Annotated in this window: 17 protein-coding genes, 4 tRNA genes and 1 other annotated feature; of the genes, 9 read left to right on the top strand and 12 right to left on the bottom strand. The window is 45.3% G+C overall.

All coding sequences use genetic code 11. The features are described 5' to 3' along the window. Positions 1-10: 10 nt before the first annotated feature. The 6 genes from Dia5BBH33_RS06390 to Dia5BBH33_RS06415 all read right to left on the bottom strand — a co-directional run bounded on the left by Dia5BBH33_RS06390 (position 11) and on the right by Dia5BBH33_RS06415 (position 6429). Positions 11-508, bottom strand: a complete 498-nt coding sequence (locus Dia5BBH33_RS06390) for a nucleoside recognition domain-containing protein (RefSeq protein WP_108850822.1) — start codon at positions 506-508, stop codon at positions 11-13. A 14-nt stretch (positions 509-522) separates the two neighbouring features. Then, a complete protein-coding gene (locus tag Dia5BBH33_RS06395) occupies positions 523-1671 on the bottom strand; it encodes a M20 family metallopeptidase (protein ID WP_143332598.1) in 1149 nt (382 codons plus the stop codon). Positions 1672-1695: 24 nt separating this feature from the next. After that, entirely contained in the window at positions 1696-2847 is a 1152-nt protein-coding gene (locus tag Dia5BBH33_RS06400) for a M20 family metallopeptidase (protein WP_143332599.1), read from the bottom strand. 232 nt (positions 2848-3079) lie between these two features. Next, complete coding sequence (locus Dia5BBH33_RS06405) at positions 3080-3784, bottom strand: helix-turn-helix transcriptional regulator (RefSeq protein WP_143332600.1); 705 nt, start codon at positions 3782-3784, stop codon at positions 3080-3082. Positions 3785-4013: 229 nt separating this feature from the next. Beyond that, complete coding sequence (locus tag Dia5BBH33_RS06410) at positions 4014-5144, bottom strand: aminotransferase (protein WP_143332601.1); 1131 nt, start codon at positions 5142-5144, stop codon at positions 4014-4016. 205 nt (positions 5145-5349) lie between these two features. Beyond that, entirely contained in the window at positions 5350-6429 is a 1080-nt protein-coding gene (locus Dia5BBH33_RS06415; protein WP_022381868.1) for a phosphatase domain-containing putative toxin, read from the bottom strand. A 234-nt stretch (positions 6430-6663) separates the two neighbouring features. Here Dia5BBH33_RS06415 and Dia5BBH33_RS06420 point away from each other — a divergent pair, with 234 nt between their 5' ends. Next, on the top strand, positions 6664-7491 hold the full coding sequence (locus Dia5BBH33_RS06420; RefSeq protein ID WP_108850817.1) for an alpha/beta fold hydrolase: 828 nt from the start codon (positions 6664-6666) through the stop codon (positions 7489-7491). 70 nt (positions 7492-7561) lie between these two features. Here the strand turns inward: Dia5BBH33_RS06420 and Dia5BBH33_RS06425 are convergent, their stop codons facing one another. Both Dia5BBH33_RS06425 and Dia5BBH33_RS06430 read right to left on the bottom strand, forming a co-directional pair. Continuing rightward, positions 7562-9160 (bottom strand): DUF6020 family protein, encoded by a 1599-nt coding sequence (locus Dia5BBH33_RS06425; RefSeq protein WP_108850816.1) that lies wholly within the window; start codon positions 9158-9160, stop codon positions 7562-7564. A gap of 72 nt (positions 9161-9232) precedes the next feature. Further along, the gene (locus Dia5BBH33_RS06430; protein WP_143332602.1) at positions 9233-10987 is read right to left on the bottom strand and encodes a DUF6020 family protein; all 1755 of its coding nucleotides are present in this window, start codon (positions 10985-10987) and stop codon (positions 9233-9235) included. A 171-nt stretch (positions 10988-11158) separates the two neighbouring features. Between Dia5BBH33_RS06430 and Dia5BBH33_RS06435 the strand changes: the two genes are divergently transcribed. Together Dia5BBH33_RS06435 and Dia5BBH33_RS06440 are read left to right on the top strand one after the other, a co-directional pair. Continuing rightward, positions 11159-12172 (top strand): uroporphyrinogen decarboxylase family protein, encoded by a 1014-nt coding sequence (locus Dia5BBH33_RS06435; RefSeq protein ID WP_232518024.1) that lies wholly within the window; start codon positions 11159-11161, stop codon positions 12170-12172. Positions 12173-12448: 276 nt separating this feature from the next. Then, a complete protein-coding gene (locus Dia5BBH33_RS06440) occupies positions 12449-13573 on the top strand; it encodes an IS1249 family transposase (RefSeq protein WP_143332484.1) in 1125 nt (374 codons plus the stop codon). A 293-nt stretch (positions 13574-13866) separates the two neighbouring features. Here Dia5BBH33_RS06440 and Dia5BBH33_RS06445 read toward each other — a convergent pair whose 3' ends face one another. After that, positions 13867-15162, bottom strand: a complete 1296-nt coding sequence (locus Dia5BBH33_RS06445; RefSeq protein WP_143332603.1) for a dicarboxylate/amino acid:cation symporter — start codon at positions 15160-15162, stop codon at positions 13867-13869. A 64-nt stretch (positions 15163-15226) separates the two neighbouring features. Continuing rightward, positions 15227-15466, bottom strand: a binding site (T-box leader). Positions 15467-15565: 99 nt separating this feature from the next. Beyond that, entirely contained in the window at positions 15566-16909 is a 1344-nt protein-coding gene (locus tag Dia5BBH33_RS06450; RefSeq protein ID WP_231939296.1) for an MATE family efflux transporter, read from the bottom strand. Positions 16910-17125: 216 nt separating this feature from the next. Here Dia5BBH33_RS06450 and Dia5BBH33_RS06455 point away from each other — a divergent pair. The 5 genes from Dia5BBH33_RS06455 (at position 17126) to Dia5BBH33_RS06475 (ending at position 20390) form a co-directional block, all read left to right on the top strand. Continuing rightward, positions 17126-17201, top strand: a tRNA-Val gene (locus Dia5BBH33_RS06455). Positions 17202-17667: 466 nt separating this feature from the next. After that, positions 17668-17743: transfer RNA gene (locus Dia5BBH33_RS06460), tRNA-Asn, on the top strand. A gap of 2 nt (positions 17744-17745) precedes the next feature. Beyond that, positions 17746-17820, top strand: a tRNA-Glu gene (locus Dia5BBH33_RS06465). 1 nt (position 17821) lies between these two features. Beyond that, positions 17822-17897: transfer RNA gene (locus Dia5BBH33_RS06470), tRNA-Val, on the top strand. 915 nt (positions 17898-18812) lie between these two features. Beyond that, complete coding sequence (locus tag Dia5BBH33_RS06475; RefSeq protein ID WP_143332102.1) at positions 18813-20390, top strand: IS1182 family transposase; 1578 nt, start codon at positions 18813-18815, stop codon at positions 20388-20390. A gap of 151 nt (positions 20391-20541) precedes the next feature. On the opposite strand, the gene Dia5BBH33_RS06480 is transcribed toward Dia5BBH33_RS06475, so the two are convergent. Both Dia5BBH33_RS06480 and Dia5BBH33_RS06485 read right to left on the bottom strand, forming a co-directional pair. Continuing rightward, positions 20542-23100, bottom strand: a complete 2559-nt coding sequence (locus Dia5BBH33_RS06480; RefSeq protein WP_162501769.1) for a YfhO family protein — start codon at positions 23098-23100, stop codon at positions 20542-20544. A gap of 187 nt (positions 23101-23287) precedes the next feature. Then, a complete protein-coding gene (locus Dia5BBH33_RS06485; RefSeq protein WP_143332604.1) occupies positions 23288-24535 on the bottom strand; it encodes a nickel-dependent lactate racemase family protein in 1248 nt (415 codons plus the stop codon). A gap of 234 nt (positions 24536-24769) precedes the next feature. Between Dia5BBH33_RS06485 and Dia5BBH33_RS06490 the strand changes: the two genes are divergently transcribed. Next, entirely contained in the window at positions 24770-25477 is a 708-nt protein-coding gene (locus Dia5BBH33_RS06490) for a hypothetical protein (RefSeq protein ID WP_143332605.1), read from the top strand. The last annotated feature ends 355 nt before the right edge of the window (positions 25478-25832 follow it).

Consider the following 25832-nt stretch of genomic DNA (forward strand, 5'->3'; position numbering starts at 1 on the left):
CTGTTCCTCCTCAGTATCCCATTAAAACAAGCACGAGACGCGTCAGGAACATGACAATAACAGCGTCAATGATCGGCGTTGCAAACATGACCGGATAATAAAGAGCGCGCACTTTGCATACTAAAACGATTCTGGCAAAATGCCCGATCAGCGTTCCCATCGTAATGCATGCCGGAAACAGGATTGTTGCTTCTACCGCGGTCAGATTTCCGCTCATATACATGCCGGCAGCCGTAGCACAGCCTGCAGCTTTTGCGAAGAACGCCGCCAGAAGGACGACGGAAGCTTCACCCGGAAGTCCAAAAATTCCCATGACCGGGGCCAGCAATTTTCCAATCAGCGGCATAATCCCTGACAGGTTCAAGAAGGTAATCAGCGTATACGCCATGACCATTGCCGGAGCAATCAGTTCAACGGTAATGTAAAACCCTTTCTTGGCTCCCCTCATAAAATATTCCGGAAGTGACAAATCCTCTTCTTTTTTTACTTCTGCTTTTGCTGCTGCCATACTGCTATTCTCCTTTAAACTTCATTCATTTTTAAAATAACGGCGCCAAGAAGCTTTGCTCTTTCAAACAGGCTGTCCTTAAGCGCATATTCATCTCTTGTATGATTGAACCGGCCCTTGACACCCATGGCGCAGACGGTCGGAACGCCGGCATACACAACGTAGCCCGAATCACTGCCGCCGCCTACAAGCTTTCCTTCTGATACCGGGATTCCATTTTCTTCTCCGGTCTTCTTTACAAATTCGAACAGCTTCCTGTTTTCTTCTGTCATTTTCATGGGAAGCATGCCCTCATGGTATAAAAGGAGTTCTGTCTTCATTCCTTCCATATAGGTATGATTCAAGACCTTGAAAAGTTCTTCCTTGACGAATGGTGAAATATCCGGATCCTGGAAACGGATATCTCCTTCTACTTCACAGTAGTCCGGAATCGCGTTTGATACGGTGCCGCCTTTAATGGTACCGACATTGAACGTAATTCCCTTATCCCAGTCCGTCATATTCTGGATATCATCAATCTTCTTTGCCATTTCCCAAATGGCACTTCTGCCCTGGCGCGGATTATTTCCTGCGTGAGCCGCAATGCCATGCACAGCGGCCTTGAATACGACGCCGCCTTTTCTGCCAATGACAAGTGAATTATCTTCGTACCCTGTCTCGCAATTAAAGCAGGCTGCGCATCCCCTGGCTTCACGCTGCAGCATAACAGTCGCTTTCGATCCGTTATGGGCGATTTCTTCATCAGAAACAAGAATCACCTTTAATGGACGTCCGGAAAATCCAGCACTGTGAAGAGCCTTCAATGCAGAAAGCATAACAGCAACGCCGCCTTTCATATCCAGTGCGCCGGGTCCGGTAACACGACTGCCTTCTACGGTAAACGGCCTTCTGGCTGCCTCGCCGACAGGAAATACGGTATCCATATGCCCCAAAAGGAGGACGGGCGCACGGGAATCTCCAGGAATTTCAGCAATCAGTGCTTTTCCTTCCTCATCCCATCTGGTACTTGCGCCTGCTTCTTCCAGTTCTTTGAATACCCTTTTGGCGACAAGGTCTACGCCTTCCCGATAAGAGGCAGGACTGTCCTGATTGACGAGATCCTGCCAGAGATCCATCATCTGGGCTTTATGGTCATCTATATAAGCAAAAACATCCTCTTTCATATGATTCCCCCGATTCTTTTCGGATTAGAGCTCAGACAAAAGAGCCATCAGCAGTTTTGTTCTTTCAAAGAGAGATTCTTCCTCTGCCCATTCTCTTTCGGTATGGTTGAACTGTCCTCTGACGCCCAGTGCGCAAAGAGTCGGGATGCCGCAGGCAGTCAGGTGAGCGGAATCGCTGCCGCCGCCGACAGCAATTGCCTTTGCTTTCGGGAATCCATATTTTTCCGCAATGGCTTCCGCTCTTTCAAACAGTTTCTCAGAACTCTCCAGTCTTTCCATCGGCGGGAATACGACGAGCTTCTTGCAGCAGGTCGTTGTCGATTCGACGTACTGCTTCTTGGCAATCTTCTGGAAAGCTTTCTCAATGCGTTCCATTCCGGCTGTTGTCTTGAAGCGGACGTCAACCTTTACCCAGGCATGTTCCGGTACAGCATTGGCTACGGTGCCTCCGGCAATAACGCCGCAGTTGACCGTCGTGCCTTCCTGCCAGTCTGTTTCAGCCTGGATATCAAGGATCTTATGAGCCAGTTCTTCTACAGCACTTCTTCCGTCTTCCGGATTATTGCCTGCATGGGCGCCTACGCCGTCCACTTCGAAGAGGTACTGGGCAACGCCCTTTCTCTCGATAACAACGCTGTTGTCCACACAACCTGTTTCCAGATTGAATCCCATGACAGCGCCCTTTGCTTCTTTTTCATAATCAGCAGATGCTGTGGAATTTCCATGAGCGACTTCTTCATCGCCTGCCAGGATAATCTTGATGCGGTAGCGGTTATAACCGGCTTCCAGAAGGAAACGTACTGCATAAAGAAGGATCGTTACGCCGCCCTTCATATCAAGAACGCCCGGGCCTGTTACCTTTCCGTCTTTAATGGTAAACGGTCTTGCTGCCGCTGTCCCATCACCGAATACCGTGTCCATATGACCTGTCAGGACAATGAACGGCTTACTTGCATCACCGTATTCAGCAACAAGCATATTGCCTGCCTTTTCGTATTCATGGAACCAGACTTTGAATCCGCATTTTTCCAGGAAATCTTTTACATCGCGGCCTACACCGTCGACGCCTGCCTTGTTTCCTGATCCGCAGTCTCTGTCTACCAGAAGCTTCCAGGTATCCACCATAGCTTCACGATTCTGATCTACCTTATCAAATAACTGAACAACATCTTCCATACTTCCCAGCCTCCTTGTGCTTATCCGCTTAGCGGCCTAAACTTTTATTCAAATTGATATGGCAGTTGCCTGGGTATGTAACCCGCAGCCACTATATCTATGATTATATGTCATCCTACTCTTTTTAAAAAGTGAAAATTGTAATAAGAGCCGACATTGTAAATAAATTTCATTTTATGATTTTTTCACATTCGCCCATGAAAAAAGCAGCCATAACGGCTGCGCTGATGTATTATTTCTTTGATCTTGGCTGACTCCGGGCTCTTGCAAGAAGCTGAGACCTGTTTTCCACATGAAAATGATGCATCAATTCCTCGACATGGTAGCGGACCGTGCGCGGACTGATGTCGAGCGTTTCTCCGATTTCCTTATACGTTTTCCCATCGCAAAGTTCGGAAAGAATCTGCTTCTGGCGGCGCGTCAGATCGACATCTGTCTTGAATCTTTCCATCGCAAGAAGCGTCCTGGCATATTCGTAATTGGCCCGGCCGGCAGTAATGGCAAATTTTTCATCTTTGCCGACAGCAAACCAGGGATTGGACGCATGAATATGCGTGATGAAAATATGCTCCCCGTCTCTTCTCATCAGCATGGTCACTCTCTGCACTTCACTGATGACCAGTTTGTACTCCTGAGGCACATAGACATGGCATTCGCAAAGAACAAGGCACGCGTTTTCCCCAATCATCTGCGTGTCATAACGGTCGCCGTCCGCCTTCATCATCGGAATTTCCTTACGAGCCTGCTTCCTGATGTAGTAATCCCGTGCTTCTGCCTCTGTGCGGTTGAATCCGGGCGCCATATATCCGATCCAGCTGAATCCCTGCGGATCTGCCAGATCAAGCAGCTCTTTTATGGTGGCTGACTTGTCATACCATTTATGAATAAAGTTTTTTGCAACGTCCGCGGACTTCTCCCGAAAGTCTTTATTATCCATTGGTTACTCCCCACAATCCAATATGTAACATAACGTACATTTTGCATTAATTTGCTTTATTTCTCTCTATTGTATCGAATTTGCACCAATAAGAACACTGTCATTTATGACAGTGAGGATAATTTTGACCCTTAATCTTTTTTATAAGCCATTATGCATTATAAAAAGCTCTGACCAGGATTTGACCGAATCAGAGCTTTTATACTTATTTCAGGCAAATGAGCCCTTTTTAATCTTTCGCGATTCTTTTTATGAATTCACTGACAGCCGCAAGCCCGTTTTTCAGGGTTTCCCTGTCTGCAGCGTAGCCGATTCTCATGGAATGCGGTTCTTCGAAGCAGTCGCCTGGTGTAACGAATGCGCCTGTTTCATGATACATATCACGGCAGAAGTCATAGGAGTCCATAGGAAGATCGTAGTAGACAAGAGAAGTCGTACCTGCCTTCGGACGTACGTAGGAAACATGCGGTTCACTCTTGACCCACGCATCAAGGACGGAAAGGTTTTCACGGATCAGAGTCCTGTTGCGTGAAAGGATCTCATCTTTGTGGCTGAGAGCCAGAGCGGCAATCGTTTCATCAATCATGCCGCAGCTGATCAGATCATAGTCCCTGTGGCTCCTGCATGCAGCAAGAACAGATGGATCCTTTGTAGCAATCCAGCCAAGGCGTACACCGGCAAGGGAGAATACTTTGGACATGGAGCTGACGGAAATGCCTTTTTCATAAAGATCCGCAGCAGAAGGAGACCAAACATCTTCCTGTGTGAGGTGGCGGTAAACTTCATCGACCATCAGGTGAGCGCCGCATTCCCTGGCGATTTCCACGATTTCCTTAAGAAGGGCTTCATCCATCAATGCACCGGTCGGGTTGTTAGGGTTATTGAGACAGATCATCTTGGTTCCCTTGACGGCAAGACGTCTGAGTTCATCAAGGTCAGGCAGGTAGTTCTTATCTTTTTCCAGATGCATGACTTTGACATCTGCGCCAAGCGATACAGGAATGGAATACAGCTGCTGGTAGGTCGGCATGACGGAAATGACGCGGTCGCCCGGTTCCACGATTGAATAGAACAGATGGTGGTTTGCCCCGGCTGCGCCATGGCAGGTCACGATTTCATCTGTATTCACGGTCTTGTAAAGAGAAGCGATTCCTTTCAAAAGTTCCGGCTTGCTGTAGATATCCCCGTATGTCAGTCTTCTGGCACAGATATCATCCAGGAATTCCCTCTTGTCTGTATGAGTCAGTTCAAAAAGTTCATCCAGTGAAATGGAATCCACGCAGGTTTCCGCTATATTATATTTCGCACCGACTTCATACTCATTCATCCATTCTTCCACGGCAAATGGAGCAATTTTCATAACAATCCATCCTTTCATCAATGACCATCACTCAGAAAAAAAGGTGCTCCAAAATCTTCCTTGTAACGCCGAAGCGCCGTACCTACGGAAAATCTCGAAACACCTTTTTACGCCCCCATCCGGTGACAGGGACAGTGTGGATATACATTTATGGAATTAAGTTACCATATCCTGCATTTCTTTGCAAGTTCTTACATCATAAATCCTATTTCAGACGCTGCGGACCGGTTTTTGCTTCTCTTTTTGAAAGCCATTCGCTCCACTTCATACGGTATCCCGTCTTGTGGTTCTGCTGTACATACTCATAGAAAGCTTTGATCATTCTGGCTTTCTCTTTGTAGTATGGATTCTTCCACTGGTTTGTGCCGTTGCCTTCGTAATTGACGATATTTCCGCCAATGGCATGCTGTCGTTCAAGAATTGTTTCCATCGGAAGCTGCGGGTTCCGCATCATGTCATACATGGCCATGAAGGCAGTCGTCCTTCCCTTTCCTGCTTCGCAGTGGAAATGAAGCCAGCTGTCTTTGGGCAGGCGTCTGTAGAGCGCAATCATCTGATCAATCGTATCCGGATCGGGCCAGATATGATCCGTGGCTGGAATGCGGACATAGCGGATGCCTAATTCGCGCGTCAGTTCTTTTTCCGTCGAAGCCTCAGAAACGGTCAGCGGCTGAAGGCGGTCTTCGCGCACTCTTGCCCCTGGCGGGCTGATCAGGATTGTCTTCCCCGGAAGGAAAGCAAATGTCCGGTTTTCTTCTGCCAGAATCTGATCGAGGCTCTTCCCGACATTACCCCAGTTCCTCTTGCCATACCGGCTCACAGCCTCGCCATTGGCAAAGCCATGCGTTTCCTGCTTGAGATCTATATCATAGATCGGACCGTTCGTATGCTTCCTGATTTCCTTGATCAATCCGCGGAATCCATCGGCGGAAGGCTGAGCGCTTCCTGAAATATGAAGAGCTTCAAGTCCCTGATACATCTTTTCCCCGGCATGTTTCTTGACAAAAGGATCAGAAGTGCTGCGGAAATTCACTGGAAATTTCTCTCCTACCGGCGCATCGAGCCTCCAGACTTTTGCTTCATAGGGAGTTCTAGCTGCATTGGCGTAACGGATATTGGGATTCAGAATGACCTGTGGTGCTGCCAGAACCATTTCCTGCTCAGCCGTCACGACTTCATGCGGTGCTCCTGCCAGATCAGCGGCATCTGCTGCGCCCCATCCCATAGAAAGGCAAAGGGAAACTGCGGCTCCCAAGTAAAGTAAACGTTTTGCTGCCCGGTTCATATACATCCCCCATTCCAAATTCCTGACTCTTACCAATCAATGCGATATTCTTACTACCAGTATACACTTTCGCCGCGAGGAAATCAGCAGGATTCATTGATGAAGGCCACAGCAGATTCCCGTATTAAACGCTTCAGCCTGAAGTGTTACAATAAAGACAGCCCGACGGAGCCTTTATTCTTATGGCTCCCATGAAAGTTATTTCTGTCATTTTTTGTTCAGGAGGGATGCATCATGAAAAGCGGTATTTACACAGTCAGCCACGGCGCTCACATTTATTATGAAAGAGAAGGAAAAGGCCGCCCCATTGTTCTGATTCACGGCTGGGGATGCTCAGGCCGTTTCTACAAGAAAAATGTAGAAGGATTAAAAGACAGGTATGAAGTCATTACCATGGATATGAGGGGACATGGCCGGTCTTCCAAGATGCTTGACGGATACTCCATCGACCGCATGGCAAAGGACATCCATGAAGTCATTGAATACCTGGGACTGAAGGATGTCCTGCTCATGGGCTGGTCCATGGGCGGCCCGACCATGCTCTCCTACTGGAAGCAGTTCGGAAAAGACCGCGGCCATCTGGCTGGTCTTGGACTTATTGATATGACGCCATTCCCGTTCAGCCCGGGTGAATGGAATTCACACAGCCTCAGAAATTACAATACGGAAGGTTTCAACCAGTTTGCAAAATCTATCCAGACCGACCATGCTGCTTTTATCAAAGCATTCTCTCAGAATATTTTCCAGGGAGGAAAAATTCCGGAAGGATTTGACTGGATGAAGGATGAAATGATGAAACTTCCGGTTCCGATAGGAATTGCACTCTACTGTGATTACTGCTACAGCGATTACACTGACGTCCTTGGTACGATCACCGTTCCAACCATCGTTCTTTCCTCTAACAGCGGTATTTTCCCGCGGAGCATAGAACAGGGGACCTGGATTGCTTCCCAGGTTCCGCATGGGGAATTCGTTCCTTTCGAAAAAGGCGGACACCTCCTCTTCTGGATTGAATCCGAAAAATTCAACAAGGCAGTTTCCTCCTTCTTTGATAAAATCTAAACTTTCATAAGAAAAAGGATGCGAGATAATCATTCGTCTCACATCCTTTTTTGAATGCTTAAATGGCTGTTTACAACTCTTCCTTTTCCGGCCTTAAGAACAAAAGGATCAAAAGAACCGGCAGCCCCCATACGTAAGCAAAGGAATAACGGAAGGCATATCCCGCAGGCGTTGCGGCAAGAAGCGTCGCGGTATTCAGTAAAAGCGGAAGTGCTGCAAGGATGCACCAGCTCCTGCGATCCGCATAGAATGCAGCCGACAGAAGAATCGTCAGCCAGAAGGCAAAGCCGGCTCCCAGAAACTGGCTTCCTGCATACTGGAAATTGGCAAGGAATGATTTTAATCGGGAAGGCATGGGAAAATTTCCTACGGCCATCCTGTCATTGTCCGCCGGAAGCATATGTTTCGTATTCTCATCGGTCAGAGCCCAGCCAAATCTGGACTGCACATCATAAGCGCCTGGAATCAAGGACCAAAGGCCATAGGTCTGTGTCATCCAGCCCTCCAAATATAAGCGCGGATTTTTCAATCCCGTATCTGCCCATGCAAGGAGGAATTCTTTCTTATGGTCATTCAGCCAGCCGCGTCTGAAATCATCATTCCACTTGACGTAATCAACCGTATATGGCTGGTAATCATTTTTCCAGTTTTCTTCAGGAAGGAGATGGTCCATCAGAAGAACCGTGCTCTCACTCCGGCTGCCGTCAAGCGCAAGCACTCTTCCCATCTGCTGCAGAGGGATTCCCATGCTTTCCTGAAAAAGAGGCTCCTCATTCATTTCATGAAGAATCATGCGGCCGGGGACAATTGAAATGACCAGGCAGCAAAGAATGACGGCCAGAATCTTTTTCCATGACGGGTTATGGTACATGAGAAAGGCCGCCATAAGAACAGCGGCAGCGGCGCCATTGCTTCGAAGAAGCATCAGACCAAGCGCGGCGGCTGTCAGAAGAATATACCTGCCTCTCTCCCATTTCTCTTTTCTTTTCGTGATAAAAAGCCACATCCATACTAAAAGGGCGGCAGAAAAAAGCCCGTCCCTGACAGCTGCGATAGCATAATTTCCAGACATCGGAAAGAGAAGAAAGTATAGGTAAAGAATGTACCCTGCATTTTCATCCACGTGCTCCTTCACCCAGAAGGAAAATCTTGTAAGCACGGCTGAGATGACAGCAAGCTGCAGACAGGAAAGGATAAAGATGGATACTTCCCGCGTGCCGAATAGCTTCCTTGCTGCTTCCGCTCCATACCCGTAAATGAGGGAATAGAGCCACGGAAACTGGACGCCCGCATATTTCGGATTATCCATCATGAATACCGTATCATTCATCCCGGGTGCCGGGTAGAATGCGAGAAGGAAAATCAAATCATAAAGAAACATGGTGCCAGCAAGAACAGGGAACCATTTCCGCCCCAGGCTTTTATGCGGCAGTATCCTTACGCAAAGGAGAAGCTGCACGAGACTCTGCATCAATGCAAAGCCAATGAAAGCAAAGAGAACGAGGAACGGGATATCTGACAGCGCCAGCACCGGATCAAGAGCAGAGCGCAGCAGTTCCTGATCATCCATCCGGAAAATCTTAATCGTATACCAGATGGCAATCCCTAGCGGAATCCCGCCAAAGAGGCTGGCCCTTCCCAGTCTTCCATGAATTGTCAGATAAGGCATGGCCGCCTCCTTTCAAATAATCTGTTATACCTTCAGGTTAAAATGTAATCCGCCGTTTCTCTGATACAGGTCTTAATCTTTCCAGTGCGTATACCCATCACCGCTTCTGTCCCTCGGCTCGGGAAATACTGCTTTCTCATCATGAATGGTATTTCGCATTGGTTCCATCGGAATGGTTTCCGTGTCTGCCCTCCAGTGCATCCTGCTGTAGCGGCCTTCAGGAAGGAACGGCAGCAAGAGGAAAAGCGGCATGCAAAGCGGGAAGAAATATACATAACGGAAAACAAAGGCGGCCGGCGCAGCAATCATCAGCGTCCCCCAGAGAAGACAGGACGGAAGAAGCACAAGGAATCTCGTGTACTGTCGTCTTCTGAAAAGAAGAAGTCCTATGCAAAGAGTAATCCACAGGCAGGTGCCCGCTCCAAGATAGCGGCTGTGATCCCACAAGTACGTGCCCAGGTTTTCCTGCGTCTTCGGATCAAAGAATTTCAGGATGGTTGCTGTATGATAGGCATTATTATGCTGCGGCGCAAGGCCGTTCTTCAGATCATTTTCCGAAAAGGCCCATCCGAATCTCGACTGCGTCATTTCGTCAGGTGCGGGGAATGCCCAGTATCCGTATGTGGCAAAAAGCCATGCTTCTACATATGTTTCTTTATTTCTCTCTCCTAATGATTTCCAAGCTTTCCAGAATTCATCCGGGTGGTTATTGAAGTAATAAAAATCGAAATTACTGTTCCATTTGATCAGATCTGCCGTAAACGGATCGTACCAGGTCTTGATCTGTTCAGGCATCATCATACGGATCGTGTAGTTTTCCTCCGCTTTTGTCAAAGGCGCCCCCACTGCCACGGTCCTTGAATACTGCTGAAGCGGAATCCCCACTCTTTCCTGAAAGAGCTGCGGAAGATCCAGCGTCTCTTTAATGACTATATCCGGCGTAATGGAAATAACAATCATGACAAGAGATGTAAGAAGGACTTTCATTCGGACATGCTTGATCAGGATGATAATACTCAGCATCATGGGAATAAAGACGAAAATGCCATTATTCCGGAGCATCATCATCCCAATGCCGGCAAGCGCATAAAGATATTTGTTCGATTCCCACGCATTTTCCTTGTATCCGGATACAAAAGATGTCATAAGCGGAACCCAGAGGAGAATCACTGCGGAAAAAGGGACATCCTTCACGTTGGAAAACGACATATTGACAATCATAGGAAGGAATCCGTAATAAAGTGCCAGTCCCCAGGAAAGCCACATGCGGCCGGTCTTTCTGTATACCCAGGAAAGGGTATAAGAAATAGCGCAGGCAAAAAGGAACATCTGCACAACGGATATGAACGCAAGTCCGTAAGACGCACTTCCCGTCAGTTCTTTGGAAAGCTCCGTCGGCCCGTAAACGGCCATGCAGTAAATAAATGTATGCTGCCCGGCCGCCCAAATGCCTGCTCTCATGATATCCGTCGTATCATTCATTCCTGTTCCCGGATAAAACACGAGAAAGAAGGGCATCCATGCCAGAAAAAGAAATGCTGCAATCAGCGCAAAAGGCGCATCGAGAGGACTGCCTCCAGGTCCTTCCTTTTCCGGAATCGGAGGAATTTTCTCAAGCAGCCAGAGAAGCAGCGTAAGTACGATGAAAGTGGCAGCGCCTGCCGCCAAAACCATAGGTATATCTTCAACATGAAGCAGCCTTGCCCTGTTCCACGGATTGGAAAAAGGGTGCCAGCCGATTCTGTATGTGTAAAACTCACAAAAGCCCATGAGCAGCGCAATAAATCCAGTCAGTGCCGTCAGCCATGGTCTTCCCTGATGAGTCATGTCATCACCTCTTGCCTTTAAATGTAACCTATATTATACAAAATTTTATAAGGAGTGTCGAAAACAAAGGCGATCATCCATAAACGCTTTATGAAATCAGTCCATTCCTATGGTATAATAAATAAATAGAGAAATTTCGGTATTTGGAAATCGGATTTCTGAAAGGAGTATATGATGAATAGAGAAGAAAGAGTAAGAGCCGCTCTGGCTTCCAAAGATGTAGACCGTGTTCCGGTCGCTACCTGGATGCATCTTTCCCAGTTTGATCAGGACCCGATCTCTCTGGCAGAAGCAGAAGTTGAGCTGACAGAAAAATATGATTTCGATTACATCAAAATGATGCCTTTTGGATTGTACAGCACACAGGACTTTGGCAATCAGCTGACGATCTACTGTGATCCTTATGAAGAACCAATCGTTAAAAGATTCGCCATCCAGAGCCCTGCTGACTATGATGCATTAAGAGCGATTCCTGCCATTCAGGGTACATATGGCAAGCAGATTGAATTTGCAAGGGAACTGATCCGCCGCCGTACACCGGGCACCCCCTGCATCCAGACAATCTTCAGCCCATTCTCTACCTTGAAGAAAATGGCGGGCGACCGTCTGCTGAAAGATATGATTTCCTATCCTGAAGCCGTTCATCATGCACTGGCTGCCATCACTGCAACCACACTGGATTTTGTCAGCTACAATATCGATGCCGGTGTCGATGGCTTCTTCTTTGCCACACAGAATGCCGTCCGCACGATGATGTCACCTGACCAGTTCCAGGAATTCGGCGCATTCTATGACCTGCAGGTCATCAAATCCTATGCGAAGAAAACCTGGTTCAATGCTGTTCATATCCATGGCGAAGACATTTACTTCAATGAAGTCGCCTCATATCCGGTCAATGCCATCAACTGGCATGACCGCCACACCTGGCCGACACTGAAAGAAGCCAGAAATCTGACTGACAAATGCCTCATGGCAGGCATTAAATCTGCTCCTTACTTCGTAGACGGAGTTCTCCAGTATGACGATATCGTCCTCGATGGAACCCCGGAAGAAATCACTGCGCATGTCAAGGATGCCATCGAACAGGTGGATGGCAAAGGCCTGATCTTAGGGCCAGGCTGCGTCGTCAATCCGAAAGCTTCCGAAGAAAACCTCCGCGCTCTCCGCAAAGCAACTGAACTTTAATAAAAAAATAAATGAAGGGGCTGTGACAAAATGTGTAACCATTTCGCCACAGCCCCTTTTTCTATTAGAAAATTTCGGCTTATAGGACATTTCGTGTTGGTTTTAATGCCGATGAAACCCGTATTTATCGGGCTCCATCGGCATTTTAAGATTTTCAGTGATTCTTAAAGGGTGGACAAAACGTGTTGGTAAAAAGTCTCAGACACCTTGTAAATACGGGCTAAAATGGTATTTTATCTTTCCCAGGAAATGAATTATTTTCTAGGAGGTTATTTTATGAAAGAAGTTAGATGTCGTTATTGTGGTTTTACCTGCTACAAATATGGAAAAACACGGGCAGGAACACAACGCTGGAAGTGCCGAGAATGTGGGAATGTATTTACTCTTCCTATTAATCGTGATGCGAAGGATTTCAGTATGTTTCTTGATTGGTTATTCAGCAAGGATACACAGAAGGATATGACAGGTGAAGGGCGTAATTTCCGAAGAAAAACAGCAAAATTTTGGGATATCTGGGCCATGCCGCCGAAGATTGAAGAGCCGAGGGAAACTGTATATGTTGATGGCATTTATCTTGCCAGAAAAGCCTGCATTCTGATCTGTTGTGATGAGCATCATGTATTAGGATGGTATTTATGTAGATATGAACGTGCTTTTGCCTGGGAAGCCCTAATGAGTCGTATTGCTGAACCACGTATAGTCGTTTCTGACGGTGGTCCGGGTTTCCAAAAGGCATTAAAAAAAGTCTGGCCAAATGCCAGACTGCAGCGCTGCATATTTCATGTATTTTGCCAGATACGACGTTACACAACGACTCGTCCAAGAACCCTTGCCGGTGCCCAGCTGTATATGCTTGCCAGGGATTTGTTGGAGATAAAAACTCTTAAAAAAGCAGAAAAATGGGTAAGCCGATTTGAATCTTGGACAATGAAGCATAAGGAATTTCTAAAAGAAATGACAATGGACGATAGAGGCGTAATGCGACACACCCACGAACGCCTTATAAAGGCAAAAACATCGCTCATTAGTCTGATAAAATCCGGGAATCTTTTCACCTATCTGAAAGAGGCTGATGAATTCCCAAGTCCTTATCCGGCGACAAATAATCTCATAGAGGGCGGTGTAAATGCACAGCTTCGAGCGATGCTCAGAAACCATCGTGGATTATCCGTTGAAAGACGAATAAAAGCGGTTTTCTGGTGGTGTTACATGCACTCACCGAAACCGCTTTCACTCTCAGAAATACTCAAGGTTATGCCGACCGATAAAAGCATTTCTACTATCTATAATAGCATAAGCTCACAACAAAGACTGGCAGATTCAATCCCAGCTTGGGGTGATGCCATAATGTGGGACGAATTACATAATTCTGGATTTAATCCCAGCCATGGCTGGGATTAATTACCAACACGTTTTGTCCTATAACCCAAAATTTCATTATAGGATTATCCAGCATCGATGTGTATTGATTTTATATGAACACCTAAAAACCTCGCTTCGCTCGAAGAGATGAACCTCCTCAGGCGACTCCGTCGCCAGCTCCCCCTACGGGGCGAGCTCAAACACCCTTAAACCGAACTTCGTTCGAGAAAAGGGAAAATAGCGTTTTATCGGATTTTGTCACATCCCCTTTTTCCATGGTCAAATTGCACAGAAAAAAGAGGAGATTTCTCCCCTCTCTTTTTATTTTTCTATTATGCTTCTACAGCAGCGGCCGGTTCGAGTTTCCCTTCCAGATCATGGTCGGTCATAGCGCATACGCAGGAATCAGACCATACGTTTTCTGCGGTTTCAATCATGTCAATGATTGTATAGATTGGAAGAATGATACCCATGAGTCCTATTGGTGCACCGATACCGCTCATAAGAGACAGTGTCAGGAAATAGCATCCCATCGGAACGCCCGCATTGCCGATGGCTGCAATGACAGCAACGACGAGCCATGTCAGCATAGTCGGCATATCCAGCGAATATCCTGCATTCTGCATAACGAACAGGGAAGTAACGAGAATGAAAGCTGCACAGCCGTTCATGTTGATAGTCGTGCAGATTGGAAGGACAAAGCGGGAAACAGCCGGATCTGCTTTCAGATTCGTTTCAGCAGAAGCCAGTGTGACAGGCAGTGTGCCGGCCGAACTCTTTGTGAAAAGAGCAACAGCTATCGCCGGTGACATTTTACGGAATACAGAAATTGGATTCAGTCCGCGAAGCAGAAGGAATACCGGCAGTACAAGGAAGAACTGGATGCAGTTGCTTCCAATAATAACCAACGTGTATTTTCCAAGAGCTCCGACAATGACGCCTGCTTCAATCTGTGCAGAAAGCTGAGCGGCAAATGCCAGAATGCCGACCGGAAGAATATACAGCAGTGCTTTGATCAGTGTGAAGAGCAGTTCCTGGAAACCGAGGATTCCCTTCAGCAGCGTTTCCCTGTTTTCTGTCTTTGGCATGAAAGCAAGTCCAAGACCAAAGGAAGCGGCAATCAGCATAACAGCAAGGACATTCCCGGAAAGGAACGGCTGAATCATATTATTCGGAATAACTCCCAGAATATGATCATAGTAGGAAAGCTGTTCCAGATTCTGCGGGACACTGGCTGCACCTGCACCAACTACATCAGCAGGAAGATTTCCCGGTGCAATCCAGAGGAACATGGCAAGTCCGATGCCGGCTGCACAGAATGTAGTGAGGAGCGTATAAGTAACAGCATGAGCAAAAATACGTCCCGTATTCTTATTGCCGCCCAATGCAGCAAGTGTAGTAATCACTGCCAGTGCAATCGTCGGTACGGCGATAAACTGGAACAGTCTGGTAAATACTGTTGCAATAAATGTGAAAAGTTCATTCAGCGGTTTGATGCCAAGCCATCCAAGTGCGGCACCAACGACAAGCGCCAAGATCCATAACATAAACTGCCGTCCCTGACGTTGCGTCTTGTTGGCTTTCAAGACCTTATCCGCTATGTCCTGAACTCCTTCTTTCTTCTCCATAGTAAGACCTCCTGAAAAAATTTCTCGGGCAGGGCTTTTTGCAATAAAAAAGCCCTCACCCCAACCATGGGACGAGAGACTCGTGATTCACACCCAATTTCGCATATGTGTCACCACACATGCCTCGATAAGTCCTTTTTCCTAAGGACTCAAGCCCTGTATCGGGAGCTCCCGGAAAAGCTTACTCTGTTTCGGCTCTTCACGCTCAAAAATGCACTTCCGTATTCCTTCCATATCCGCTTTCACCGTCCGGACTCTCTATGATGGATTCAGAAAACGTACTCTCTTTCTTCCCTGCGTTTGATTGCATCTACTATAGCATTCCATCTATGACCTGTCAACACAGGCCGTATTTTTTACCTGTGCTGACAATTTAAAATACAAATCTGAAGATTTAAAAGGCTCAGGCAAAGCGCTTCCTCCACACACCCTGATGCCAGCGCCAGAAGAAGACAAGTCCTCTCGTGCATTCATCCGCTGCCATAGCAATCCAGATTCCTGCCAGGCCCCATCCCCAATGGACGCCCAGGAGCCAGGATCCGAATGTAGCTACAGACCACATGAAAATAATACCTATGGTTACAGGCGCCCTGACATCACCAGCCGCATTAAGTGCCATAACCATGCTCATATTGACTGCACGGCCGATTTCCAGGAATATTTCAATGAAAAGAATTGTTTTCCCCAGAGCATGGACTGCCGGATCGTCCGTGAAAATAGAAAGAACCGCATCCGCATTGAGGTATAGCAGCGTCGATATTGTCCCGGAGAGAAGCATGGCTACTGAAATTGTAAATTTGACACGTTTATCAACTTCATCATTATCCCCTGCCCCTTTGAAATAGCCGACCAGAATCTGCGTCGCCATCGCAAGCGACTGGGAATACACATAACTGACCATCGCTATGATATAGCAGTAAACTTTTGTCGTAATAACAACGACGCCAAAAAGATTGACAAACTTCATAATCATAGCCTGAGAAAACTGATAAGAAAACGTTTCTCCAGCTGACGGTACGCCCAGATAAAGAATCTTGTGGAATGTTTTCCATGGGAACGGTCTTAAATAAGACATCGAAAATCTGGCAGGCGTGTACTTGTGGAATAAGTAAAGGATCAAAAAGAAACCGATAAATTTAGAAATATTTGTCGATATGCAGACACCGGCCACGCCCAGGGACGGAATCGGTCCCCAGCCATGGATCAGAAGCATATTGCCGCCGATATTGAATACATTCATGACCAGGGAGCAGAGCATCGTCAGTTTAAGCTGGGAAAATCCCCTGAGAAAGGAAATAAAAGCCATGTACATGCTCTGGATGAAAATAAATATGCCAATCCATCGTAAATAAAGAGAAGCATCCGCACGTATTTCATCCGGCATTCCTAAAACATTCAAAAAGAAATCATCAAAGATGAAAAGCGCGGCACTGATCACAAGCCCCAGTACCAGATTGACAGTCAATGAAACCGTACATACTTCACTGACCTTGGAAAGATTCCCGGCGCCCCTGTAATGTGCAATTAAAATCGTCGCAGCCTGCGAAAGGACTGCGAGTGTCAGTATAACTAAATTAAATATGACATTATCATTGCCTACGGCTGCCACGGAATCCTGAGAATAATGACTCAGCATGAACTGATCCACGTTGGGCACCATCATTTGAAGCGTTGTTTCTACAAAAATAGGAACCGACATGGAAAATACCGTCCAGCGGCTCTTATACATTTCACTACCTGGCATCATACTGCCCCTTTCTTTAGTGTTCAGATGCTAATCTTAGCACGATGTCACAAAGGGCGCAAGAAAATGCATTGTCTTCTTATGTATTTGAAATAAAAAGTATATACACAAGCATTCTTATGCTCACCTGAAATAGCTGTATATACTGAATTTTATGAGAATTCCTGATTAGGGCTTGCATTTTTCTCATAAATGAGGCATAATAAACATCAGATACACGGGCGATTAGCTCAGCTGGGAGAGCGTCTGCCTTACAAGCAGAATGTCGGCAGTTCGATCCTGTCATCGCCCACCAAGATAAGAAGACATCACGTGATTGATCTCCGTGATGCCTTTTTCTTTTGCTTTTTTGTGGGCGGACGCAGGCTTACCAGCTATCCCACTTGTCATTTAACCTCACTGCATCGAGGTTCACTCCTTTTTGCGCGTCGCTTTGCTCCTTCAAAAAGGGTTCACTTTCGAACCGTTTCGATCCTGTTATCGCCCACCAAATCGAAAGACACCATGTGACGGAAACTCCATGGTGCCTTTTTCTTGCTCTAATTGGTGGGTGAAATGCATACTGACTGATTGCTTTTCCTAGGTATTAAACTTCTGCAGCGAATCTTGTTTCAATGCATCAATATTATATTCCGGTTATCTCATACAATGAGATTTCTGCTAATGTAAATTTTTCATTATCTTTTAATCATAAGATTGAAAAAAGGTGTTGCAAAATTTAAGTCCGTTTGTTATTATATTGAAGTACCTTTCGTACGGATTCCTGAATAGCTCAGCCGGTAGAGCGCGTGACTGTTAATCACGATGTCGCAGGTTCGAACCCTGCTTCAGGAGCCAATGGCCTGTTCGTCAAGTGGTTAAGACACCGCCCTTTCACGGCGGGTTCGCGAGTTCGAATCTCGCACAGGTCACCATGGGCGATTAGCTCAGCTGGGAGAGCGTCTGCCTTACAAGCAGAATGTCGGCAGTTCGATCCTGTCATCGCCCACCAGAAGAAGATATCACGTGATTTATCTCCGTGGTATCTTTTTTATTGCCTTTTTACAGGGCGCCAGGCATTCTTAGGCTTATAGGACATTTCGTGTTGTTTTTATAGTCGATGAGCCCCGCGTTTATCGGGCTCCATCGGCATTTTAAGATTTTCAGTAATTCTTAAAGGGTGGACAAAACGTGTTGGTAAAAAGCCTCAAACCCCTGATAAATACAGGCTAAAATGGGATTTTATCTTTTCAGTGTGACTAATCTTCTGGAAAGATTATCGTTATGAAAAATAGATGCCCTTATTGTGTCTTTATCTGCTGCTGATGCGGAAAAGTGCGCATTTGAACACAAACCTGGAAGTGCTGAGAATATGGGCGCTTTTACGCTTCCAGCTAATTGTGATGAGATGGATTACAGTGCAGCTCGGGCGTATTTCAGTATGCACCGTATTCTGCCCTTAATACAAGCATAATATAAATTTTTACCAACACGTTTTGTCCTATAACCCCATTCTTACCGATTGCTTCACTTAATATTTAACCTCACTGCATCGAAGCTCACACGTTTTTGCGTGTCGCTTTGCTCCTTCAAAACCGGTTCGTTTTCGAACCATTTCGATCCTGTTATCGCCCACCGGAAGAAGACATCACGAGACTTAGACTCCGTGGTGTCTTTTTTGTTGCCTTGTCGGGCTCTAAGCATTCTTACCTACTATCTCACTTTGTATTTAACCCCCTGCATCGAGGTTCACACGTTTTTGTGCGTCGCTTTACTCTTCCCAAATAAGTTTATTCCTTAAGCAGTTTGATTCTATAATTATCAAGTAACGAAAATAGGGGATGTGACAAAATTCATCCCAACAAAAAGGGCTCTGCCCCGGATCATTTGGTCCGGGGCAGAGCCTTTCGTGTTATAATTTTTTACAATGAAAAATAACAACACTAGCAATCATTTTACCGCAGAACAAGGCATTTTGCCAATGTTTCCCTCTGAGATTCTCAATGTCGATGATCCTGTTTTAATGTATGACAGATTTATGGAGGAAATCGATCTTAAAAAGTACCTTCGTTACATACCGACGCGTGGCGCTGGCAGACCCAGGTATAATCCCGTCAACATGCTGAAAACGATCATCTATGGTTTCGCAGAAGAAGGATATTGCTCTTTTAGAAAACTTGAAGATAATTGCAGGGTTAATATCAGATATATGTACCTGATGAATTATGAAGCCCCATCCTATCGGACATTCTGTCATTTCGTGAAGGGCTTTCTTAAGTATTCTCTCAAGGATATCTTTTATTCAATTACGAAAGAACTCTGCGGCAAACTCAACGTGGATTTGCAGCATATATATATTGACGGTTCCAAGTTTGAAGCGAACGCAAATAAATACAGCTGGGTATGGAAGAAATCCGCTGAAAAATCCCGCTACAAGCTTTTTGCCAAGATTACCAGCCTTTTTGAGTTACTCAATGATGATCTTAAGTATGACCATATGAGTGTAAACATCAATACAGAATACGCTCCGGACTATCTGCGTCTGGTATTGGATAAATTAAAAGAAATCTGGCAGATTGATGAGACGGCCTTTGTTCATGGAAGCGGGCATCGCAAGTCCGATCATCAACGCAAGTATGAGCAGCTTAAGGCATATACATCAAAACTTGAAGAATATGTTGAGAAGATACAGATATGCGGTACTTCCAGAAACAGTTATTCGAAGACCGATACGGATGCAACATTCATGCGAATCAAGTCGGACTACATGGGAAATGATCAGCTTCTGCCTGCATACAATGTCCAAATAGGTGTTGCCGATGAATTTATTGCCGTAATTGATGTTAACCAGTATCGTTCAGATATGGATTGCTTCGTACCGCTGATGGAGGAATTCCACGAAGTCTATGGGGCTTATCCTAAGTATCCTGTGGCAGATGCAGGATATGGATCTTTCAACAATTACATCTATTGCGAGCAGCACGGTATGGAAAAGTATATGAAATTCCCCATGTACAAGAAAGAAACGAAAGACAAGAAATACCATACCAATCCGTTTCGGCCAATAAACTTTAGAGTTGATGAGAATGGAACCATCCGTTGTCCAAATGACAGGGCTTTCAAATTTATCTATAGACATCTGGTCAGAGGGAACTTATACGGCAGGCAGGAGGAAGTATTTGAATGCGAAGACTGCCAAGGATGCCCGCTGGCAGAGCAATGTAAAAAGACCCCGAAGAACAAAAGAATCTCATTGAGCAGAGAACGGAATAACATGTACCAGGAGGTTCAGGATAATCTGGAAAGCATCCATGGAGCCCTGCTAAGAATGAACCGGTCAATCCAGGCTGAAGGAACTTTTGGAATCATGAAACATGACAGATGGTACAAAAGAATCGTCAGAAAAGGGATAGATTCTGTAAAAGCCGAGTTATACCTGGTAGCACTTGGCTATAATTTAAGGAAATACATCACAAAAATAATGCGTATAAGGATTGCCGCCTAAGACAATATAATTAAAAGTCTTATGGGGGTAAGGGGGCTTACGCGCATTTTTACGTAAAAGGCTTACAGCAGAGCTAAAAATGATGAAATAAAGACGCAAAAAAGAGGCTGCAACAAAATGATTAACCATTTTGTCACAGCCCCTATTTTCGTTATTGTTTTCTTCTTTTATATTGATTACCAGCTAAAAGCAGAATACCTATCAATGTCAGAGCCGCCCCTGCTGTCAGCCCTGGAATATGGTATGTCATTTGAATGTGATTTTCTCCTTCCTCAAGAGGAATGTTCATCAAACATCCTGCAAAGATATCAGGAGTAATCTCTTTGCCATTTCTCATGACTGTCCATCCATTTTCATAAGGAACCGATAAGAAAAGTATATCTCCTTCTCTTCCTTCTACCGTACCACTGATTTCTCCATCTCGAATCATAAGATTTTTAGCAGCTCTTTGATTGATTTCGCGAGAGATTTCTTTCAATGCTGAAAGATCCGTTTCATAGAAAAGTGCTTGTTTCATCCGGATATCATCCGAAAGGTCTACATCAATCGCACGAGTCTGACTGCCCGTCGCAGGAATATAGAACATCCCTGAATCATATAAAATTTGACTGCTTTCTCCATTTATCGACACCTGTCTGTAAGGTCCATCCCATATAAGAAATGCATAAATAGGGTCCACCCCATTATTGATTTCATAGATCTCATGTCTATTTTCACATATTTCTGTAAATGATACGGGATGATAAATTGTTACAGCATGTCCAATTAGTTTGCTGTATAGTGCATTTGTATAAGTAAACGGATTATCAGATTCTCCGGGGATTATCTGATCATTCTCTCGATATATGAACGCCATAGGCAGAGCATATGGATTTTTGTATACTTTTTTCCCATTACTTATTCCAAATGGCAAATCTGACTCAAGTCCTTTTATTGGCTCTGTCAACAACAAATATTTTACTCCCAAGAGAGAATCTGCAGGAAGAATAGAAGTATAAAATCTGTTAGCCCTTTCAGTAAAATCATAATATCCTATATTAGACGATAATCTGAACTGAGATTTTTTTAACAATGAAGTATATTCTTGTATTCCCCAATAATTAAAATTCATACTTTCATTAAGATTAAATCCCTTATTTTTTTCTTGTTCATCTTTCGCGCGAATATCTCCCCTATTCATTACCTGATTGATACGGTAGATTCCTCCATCATATGCTTTGATTTCCTGAATCTGTGTTCTTTGCTGATCATCATAAGATTGATAAGTATAAAGACTCCCCGCTCCTCGCATAGATAAAAATATACATGCAGACATGCTCATTTCCCAAATGAGCATGCATGCTAATAACCCCATCATAAAATTTTTCTTTACATTTATCCTGTATGACCTGTCAATTTCATAGAGAATACAGGGGACGATCACTAGAAATGCAATATTGAACAAAAAGAAATTCTGGTATAATGCCGGCCGCAAACGTTCAATCAGTATCTGGGATACAGGGAACAGCAAACAAATAATAAGCTGCCGAATACCAAACCCCCATTTTTTCCAGTCGGAGAAATAACAGCCTGAAAGAAAAATGAGAATAAAAGATCCCAGATAGGAGTACCTTGGCATGAATCCCATCGGCTTTTTCATAAGTGAAAACATAAAAAATAATATTTTCCAATGAAACATCAGAAAAGAAAAAACAATCAGCAAAAAAGCAAATGCTTTATATTTCCATTTGATATCTTTTACGGCAAATAGTGCCAAAGCCCCGGAAACTGCCAAGCTCCCGCAGAAAAGAGACATATAATCTAAACTGGGTATTTCCTTAGGATGAATTCCCATGTAATAAGCGCCTAGAGATGCCAGTATATCTCCCTGAAAGCCCAGAGAAATTTGATTCCAGTCAAAAGAACCTCCAATCCCTTCGCGAAGCTGTAATATTGTAGGGAGGAAAAGAATAGAGCTGATCAAAATCCCCGTTACCATACCAAAGACATATCTTACTGTATCACTAAAAAATTCTTTCTTTGCTCCGCCCCTCTGGAAATGCAGCAACGTCTCTTCTGCCAGAAACCAGAAACCACTGAAGAGACAATTGATACCGCCAGTATACCAATTAAGCAGAATTGAAAGTGCAGTACTGACGGAAAGCATGCCAATAGACCCAAAATGCACAGCTCTATATACGCCGAGCATCATGAGCGGCAGCATGTATACGCCATCCAGCCACATAGCACTCCAGATTTGGTATAAATTGTAGTGCATCAGGCCATAGCCGATGGAAAGTCCCATAAGAGGGAGCATGGAGATCTTGTTATTGAATCGGTCCTGCAAGAACCATGTCATCGTCAATGATGCCATTCCCATTTTAAGGACAGCTGCCAAATTATATGAAACAGGCACTTGGTCTTTTGAAAAGAATAACTGCAGCAATTCTGTGGGCGATGCTAAATAATAAGAAAATATGCCAATGGCTGACCCACCGAGGCCTTTTGTCATGGTATAAGTTAAAGACTGATTCCCGGATAATACATCCTTAAAAAATGCCATGAGATCCATGTATTGAATAAACGCATCACTGGCTGCGAGCGTTTTATCTCCAAATGGTGCTTCTCTGAAAAAGGCAAAAACTCCCAAGCATATAAGAGTGGTTAGAGCAAAAGAAATCATACGAAATATCCATAAGGAATTTCTCTTTTCTCTCTTTATTACTTTCATCGTATTCTGATTTATCATGGTTAATCCTATTCCCCAACAGTTTCCTATAGAAATTGAGTATATGTTTATTATAATCTAAAATTCTTCTTACGTACTATTTTTTAGCTTTATTATTACTCATATTCCTACTTTGCTCACAAAAAAGAGGCAGGCTCGGCGCCTGCCTCTTTTTATTCACTATCAGTTTTTAGTCTTCCATAGGAAGTGTGGATCCGCCAATCGGTACGACGTAGACGCTGCAGTCTTTGCCCATGCGGTTCAGTGCTGCATCGACAGCTTCCTGCAGATCGTGGAATGGTGTCATATTGGCTTTTGTTACCATAGCATCATCCATGTCAGTCACCATGTAAATATCGCATTTCTTCTGTACCAGGGCAAGAGCCGCGGATTTGTGGCCGCCGAGTTCGAAGTGTTCGTGAATGGCTGCGATTCTTTCGTCCGGTGTATCATACTGCTGGATCCAGCGTCCGAATACGTCGCTGCCGTATCCTTCTTTGCAGGAAGCGGCGAGAACCATGATGCCGCCTTCGCGGACTGCGTGCTTGACGTTGTCGATGGATTTCTGGGCCTGATACAGGTTGATATCCTTCGGGTAGCCGCCGGTGGAAACGATGACGACATCAGCCGGCTTATCGATTTTGATCTTGTAGATGCTGTCGAGGAATTTGCATGCTTCGCGGTGTGCTGTAACATGATGGCCTGCAGCTGCAAAGGCGATTTTCTTATGATCATCAAGGGCTACGTTTACGATGAAATCAACTGGGCAGAAGTCATAGACTTCTTCGATATCATCACGGACCGGATTTCCCTCGAGATGCCCTGCATAGGAATCCGGGCTGATCATGTTCTTGTGGTTTGCCTGAATGGCAGCTCTGGAGGATACGCCTGGCATGATAGCTTTCATGCCACCGCTGTAGCCCGCAAAGTAATGGTATTCGACATTGCCAAGAAGGATGCGGCGGTCTGCATCAGCGACTGTCCTGAAGATATCGACCGGAGTTCCGTTCTTGCAGTATCCCATGTGTTCCACATCATCGGGATCACTGTCAATGCATTTGACGCGGTTGTACACATCTTCGCCAACAAGGCGTTTCATTTCTTCCTCGGTCTGCTTTCTGTGAGAGCCAAGTCCGAAAACAACAGTGACATCCTTGTCTTCGACGCCTGCTTTTTCCAGTTCGTCCAGGACGCATGGCACGACGACCCAGGACGGCATCGGGCGTGTTACGTCGCTTGTCACGATGACAATCTTTTCACCCGGATGAACAATTTCACGAAGCTTCGGAGAGTCAATCGGATTTTCCAATGCTCTTCTGACTTCAGCTTCCTCGGACTCTACACCCGGACATTCTCTTGGATTCAATTCGATGGGATGATGTTCATCACCCACATGAAATGGTACGTAATCCTTGAAGTATTTAATTTTAAATTCCATTTTTCGATCTCCCTTCGAGAGACTCATACACAAAAGCTTCTATATTTACATTATACTATATTTCGGCGAAAATTCCCTGGAAAAGGATTCCGTAAAATATAATAATTCCATTGTTTCATGATATAATGATGAAAATGTAGTTTATTTGCGAGAGCGGCCCAATTCAATCATTTCTTTTTTAGAGAAAGGAGGCTGCAGACCGATTTCCCATCTGCAATCCGGTCTGCCCCACTTATGAAGAAAAAACTTTGGATTCCCCTGCTGGTATCCGCTTTGACACTCATGTCTCTCACGGCCAATGCGGATTATGCAAAATGGACTGACCCCACACATTCCTTCAAAGCTGATCATACGATATACACCTCTGTCGTCAATACCGATGTTCTGTCCAAAAAGATGGCACTGGAAGGCCGTTCCTTCCAGGTCATTTTCAACCAGAAAGCTGCAGAAGTCAAAGGGCTGAAAATCATTACAGCGCCTCTTCAGGGAGCCATAGCGGTTCTCCCGGGAAACAGCACGGATGATGCATCTGCTGCAGCGCCTTCTGATGAAGTTTCCACTTCAGCTGTCCGCATCCCTCAGGCAGCCGTTGACGCCAAAGCGGCTCTCTATGCCGTTCCGACGGTCACCCGCTGTGAGAAGCTCGTCAGCGTGGTTCCTGCCCATACGGAATGGACGACCAAGGAAATCCACGAAACAGTCTGTGACAAGAATGGTTACAAGGATGTCGTTCATAAGATTCCTTTCCCGGAACAGATTCCGGAGAAACAATACGTGACGATGTACCTGACCGTCCGCTTCGATGTTTACAGCATGAAGACCGGCGCTCTTGTTTTCACCAGCGAAGATGCCCGTGACAGATTAGACGACAGCAATTTCAACGGACTTTTCACCCGGATCGTTGAACGTTTCTTCAAGAACCTGAAGAGCGAAATCAATTGACAGGAGTATATTTTAAAGACGGCACCGGCCGTCTTTTTTTTGTAAGCTTATCCGTATTTTCTCCTGAATCAGCATATATCTCTTAAAGCAGATGTATCATTTTTTCTTATTTGATGGCTTGACAAACGATCAAATGACGGTCTATAATCCAGTCATAAGAAACAAGCGATGATGAAGAAGGGATAATAAAACCTTTTCAGAGAGACGGTGGCTGGTGTGAACCGTTAAAGCATTATTATCTTTCCGCTTCGGAGGTGAAGACGATGAGTCTTCCGGGACATGCCCGTTACAGCTGACTAAAGATGGCCGTAAGGCAATTTGGGTGGTATCGCGGGTGCTCTCGTCCCTTAAGTGG

The organism is Dialister hominis, assembly GCF_007164725.1.
GTDB classification, from domain to species: Bacteria; Bacillota; Negativicutes; order Veillonellales; family Dialisteraceae; genus Dialister; species Dialister hominis.

Excerpts from the sequence above, each read along its gene's own strand:
- Dia5BBH33_RS06390 (WP_108850822.1), bottom strand. The coding sequence starts at position 508 with ATGGCAGCAGCAAAAGCAGAAGTAAAAAAAGAAGAGGATTTGTCACTT.
- Dia5BBH33_RS06395 (WP_143332598.1), bottom strand. The coding sequence starts at position 1,671 with ATGAAAGAGGATGTTTTTGCTTATATAGATGACCATAAAGCCCAGATG.
- Dia5BBH33_RS06400 (WP_143332599.1), bottom strand. The coding sequence starts at position 2,847 with ATGGAAGATGTTGTTCAGTTATTTGATAAGGTAGATCAGAATCGTGAA.
- Dia5BBH33_RS06405 (WP_143332600.1), bottom strand. The coding sequence starts at position 3,784 with ATGGATAATAAAGACTTTCGGGAGAAGTCCGCGGACGTTGCAAAAAAC.
- Dia5BBH33_RS06410 (WP_143332601.1), bottom strand. The coding sequence starts at position 5,144 with ATGAAAATTGCTCCATTTGCCGTGGAAGAATGGATGAATGAGTATGAA.
- Dia5BBH33_RS06415 (WP_022381868.1), bottom strand. The coding sequence starts at position 6,429 with ATGAACCGGGCAGCAAAACGTTTACTTTACTTGGGAGCCGCAGTTTCC.
- Dia5BBH33_RS06420 (WP_108850817.1), top strand. The coding sequence starts at position 6,664 with ATGAAAAGCGGTATTTACACAGTCAGCCACGGCGCTCACATTTATTAT.
- Dia5BBH33_RS06425 (WP_108850816.1), bottom strand. The coding sequence starts at position 9,160 with ATGCCTTATCTGACAATTCATGGAAGACTGGGAAGGGCCAGCCTCTTT.
- Dia5BBH33_RS06430 (WP_143332602.1), bottom strand. The coding sequence starts at position 10,987 with ATGACTCATCAGGGAAGACCATGGCTGACGGCACTGACTGGATTTATT.
- Dia5BBH33_RS06435 (WP_232518024.1), top strand. The coding sequence starts at position 11,159 with ATGATGAATAGAGAAGAAAGAGTAAGAGCCGCTCTGGCTTCCAAAGAT.
- Dia5BBH33_RS06440 (WP_143332484.1), top strand. The coding sequence starts at position 12,449 with ATGAAAGAAGTTAGATGTCGTTATTGTGGTTTTACCTGCTACAAATAT.
- Dia5BBH33_RS06445 (WP_143332603.1), bottom strand. The coding sequence starts at position 15,162 with ATGGAGAAGAAAGAAGGAGTTCAGGACATAGCGGATAAGGTCTTGAAA.
- Dia5BBH33_RS06450 (WP_231939296.1), bottom strand. The coding sequence starts at position 16,909 with ATGATGCCAGGTAGTGAAATGTATAAGAGCCGCTGGACGGTATTTTCC.
- Dia5BBH33_RS06475 (WP_143332102.1), top strand. The coding sequence starts at position 18,813 with ATGAAAAATAACAACACTAGCAATCATTTTACCGCAGAACAAGGCATT.
- Dia5BBH33_RS06480 (WP_162501769.1), bottom strand. The coding sequence starts at position 23,100 with ATGAAAGTAATAAAGAGAGAAAAGAGAAATTCCTTATGGATATTTCGT.
- Dia5BBH33_RS06485 (WP_143332604.1), bottom strand. The coding sequence starts at position 24,535 with ATGGAATTTAAAATTAAATACTTCAAGGATTACGTACCATTTCATGTG.
- Dia5BBH33_RS06490 (WP_143332605.1), top strand. The coding sequence starts at position 24,770 with ATGAAGAAAAAACTTTGGATTCCCCTGCTGGTATCCGCTTTGACACTC.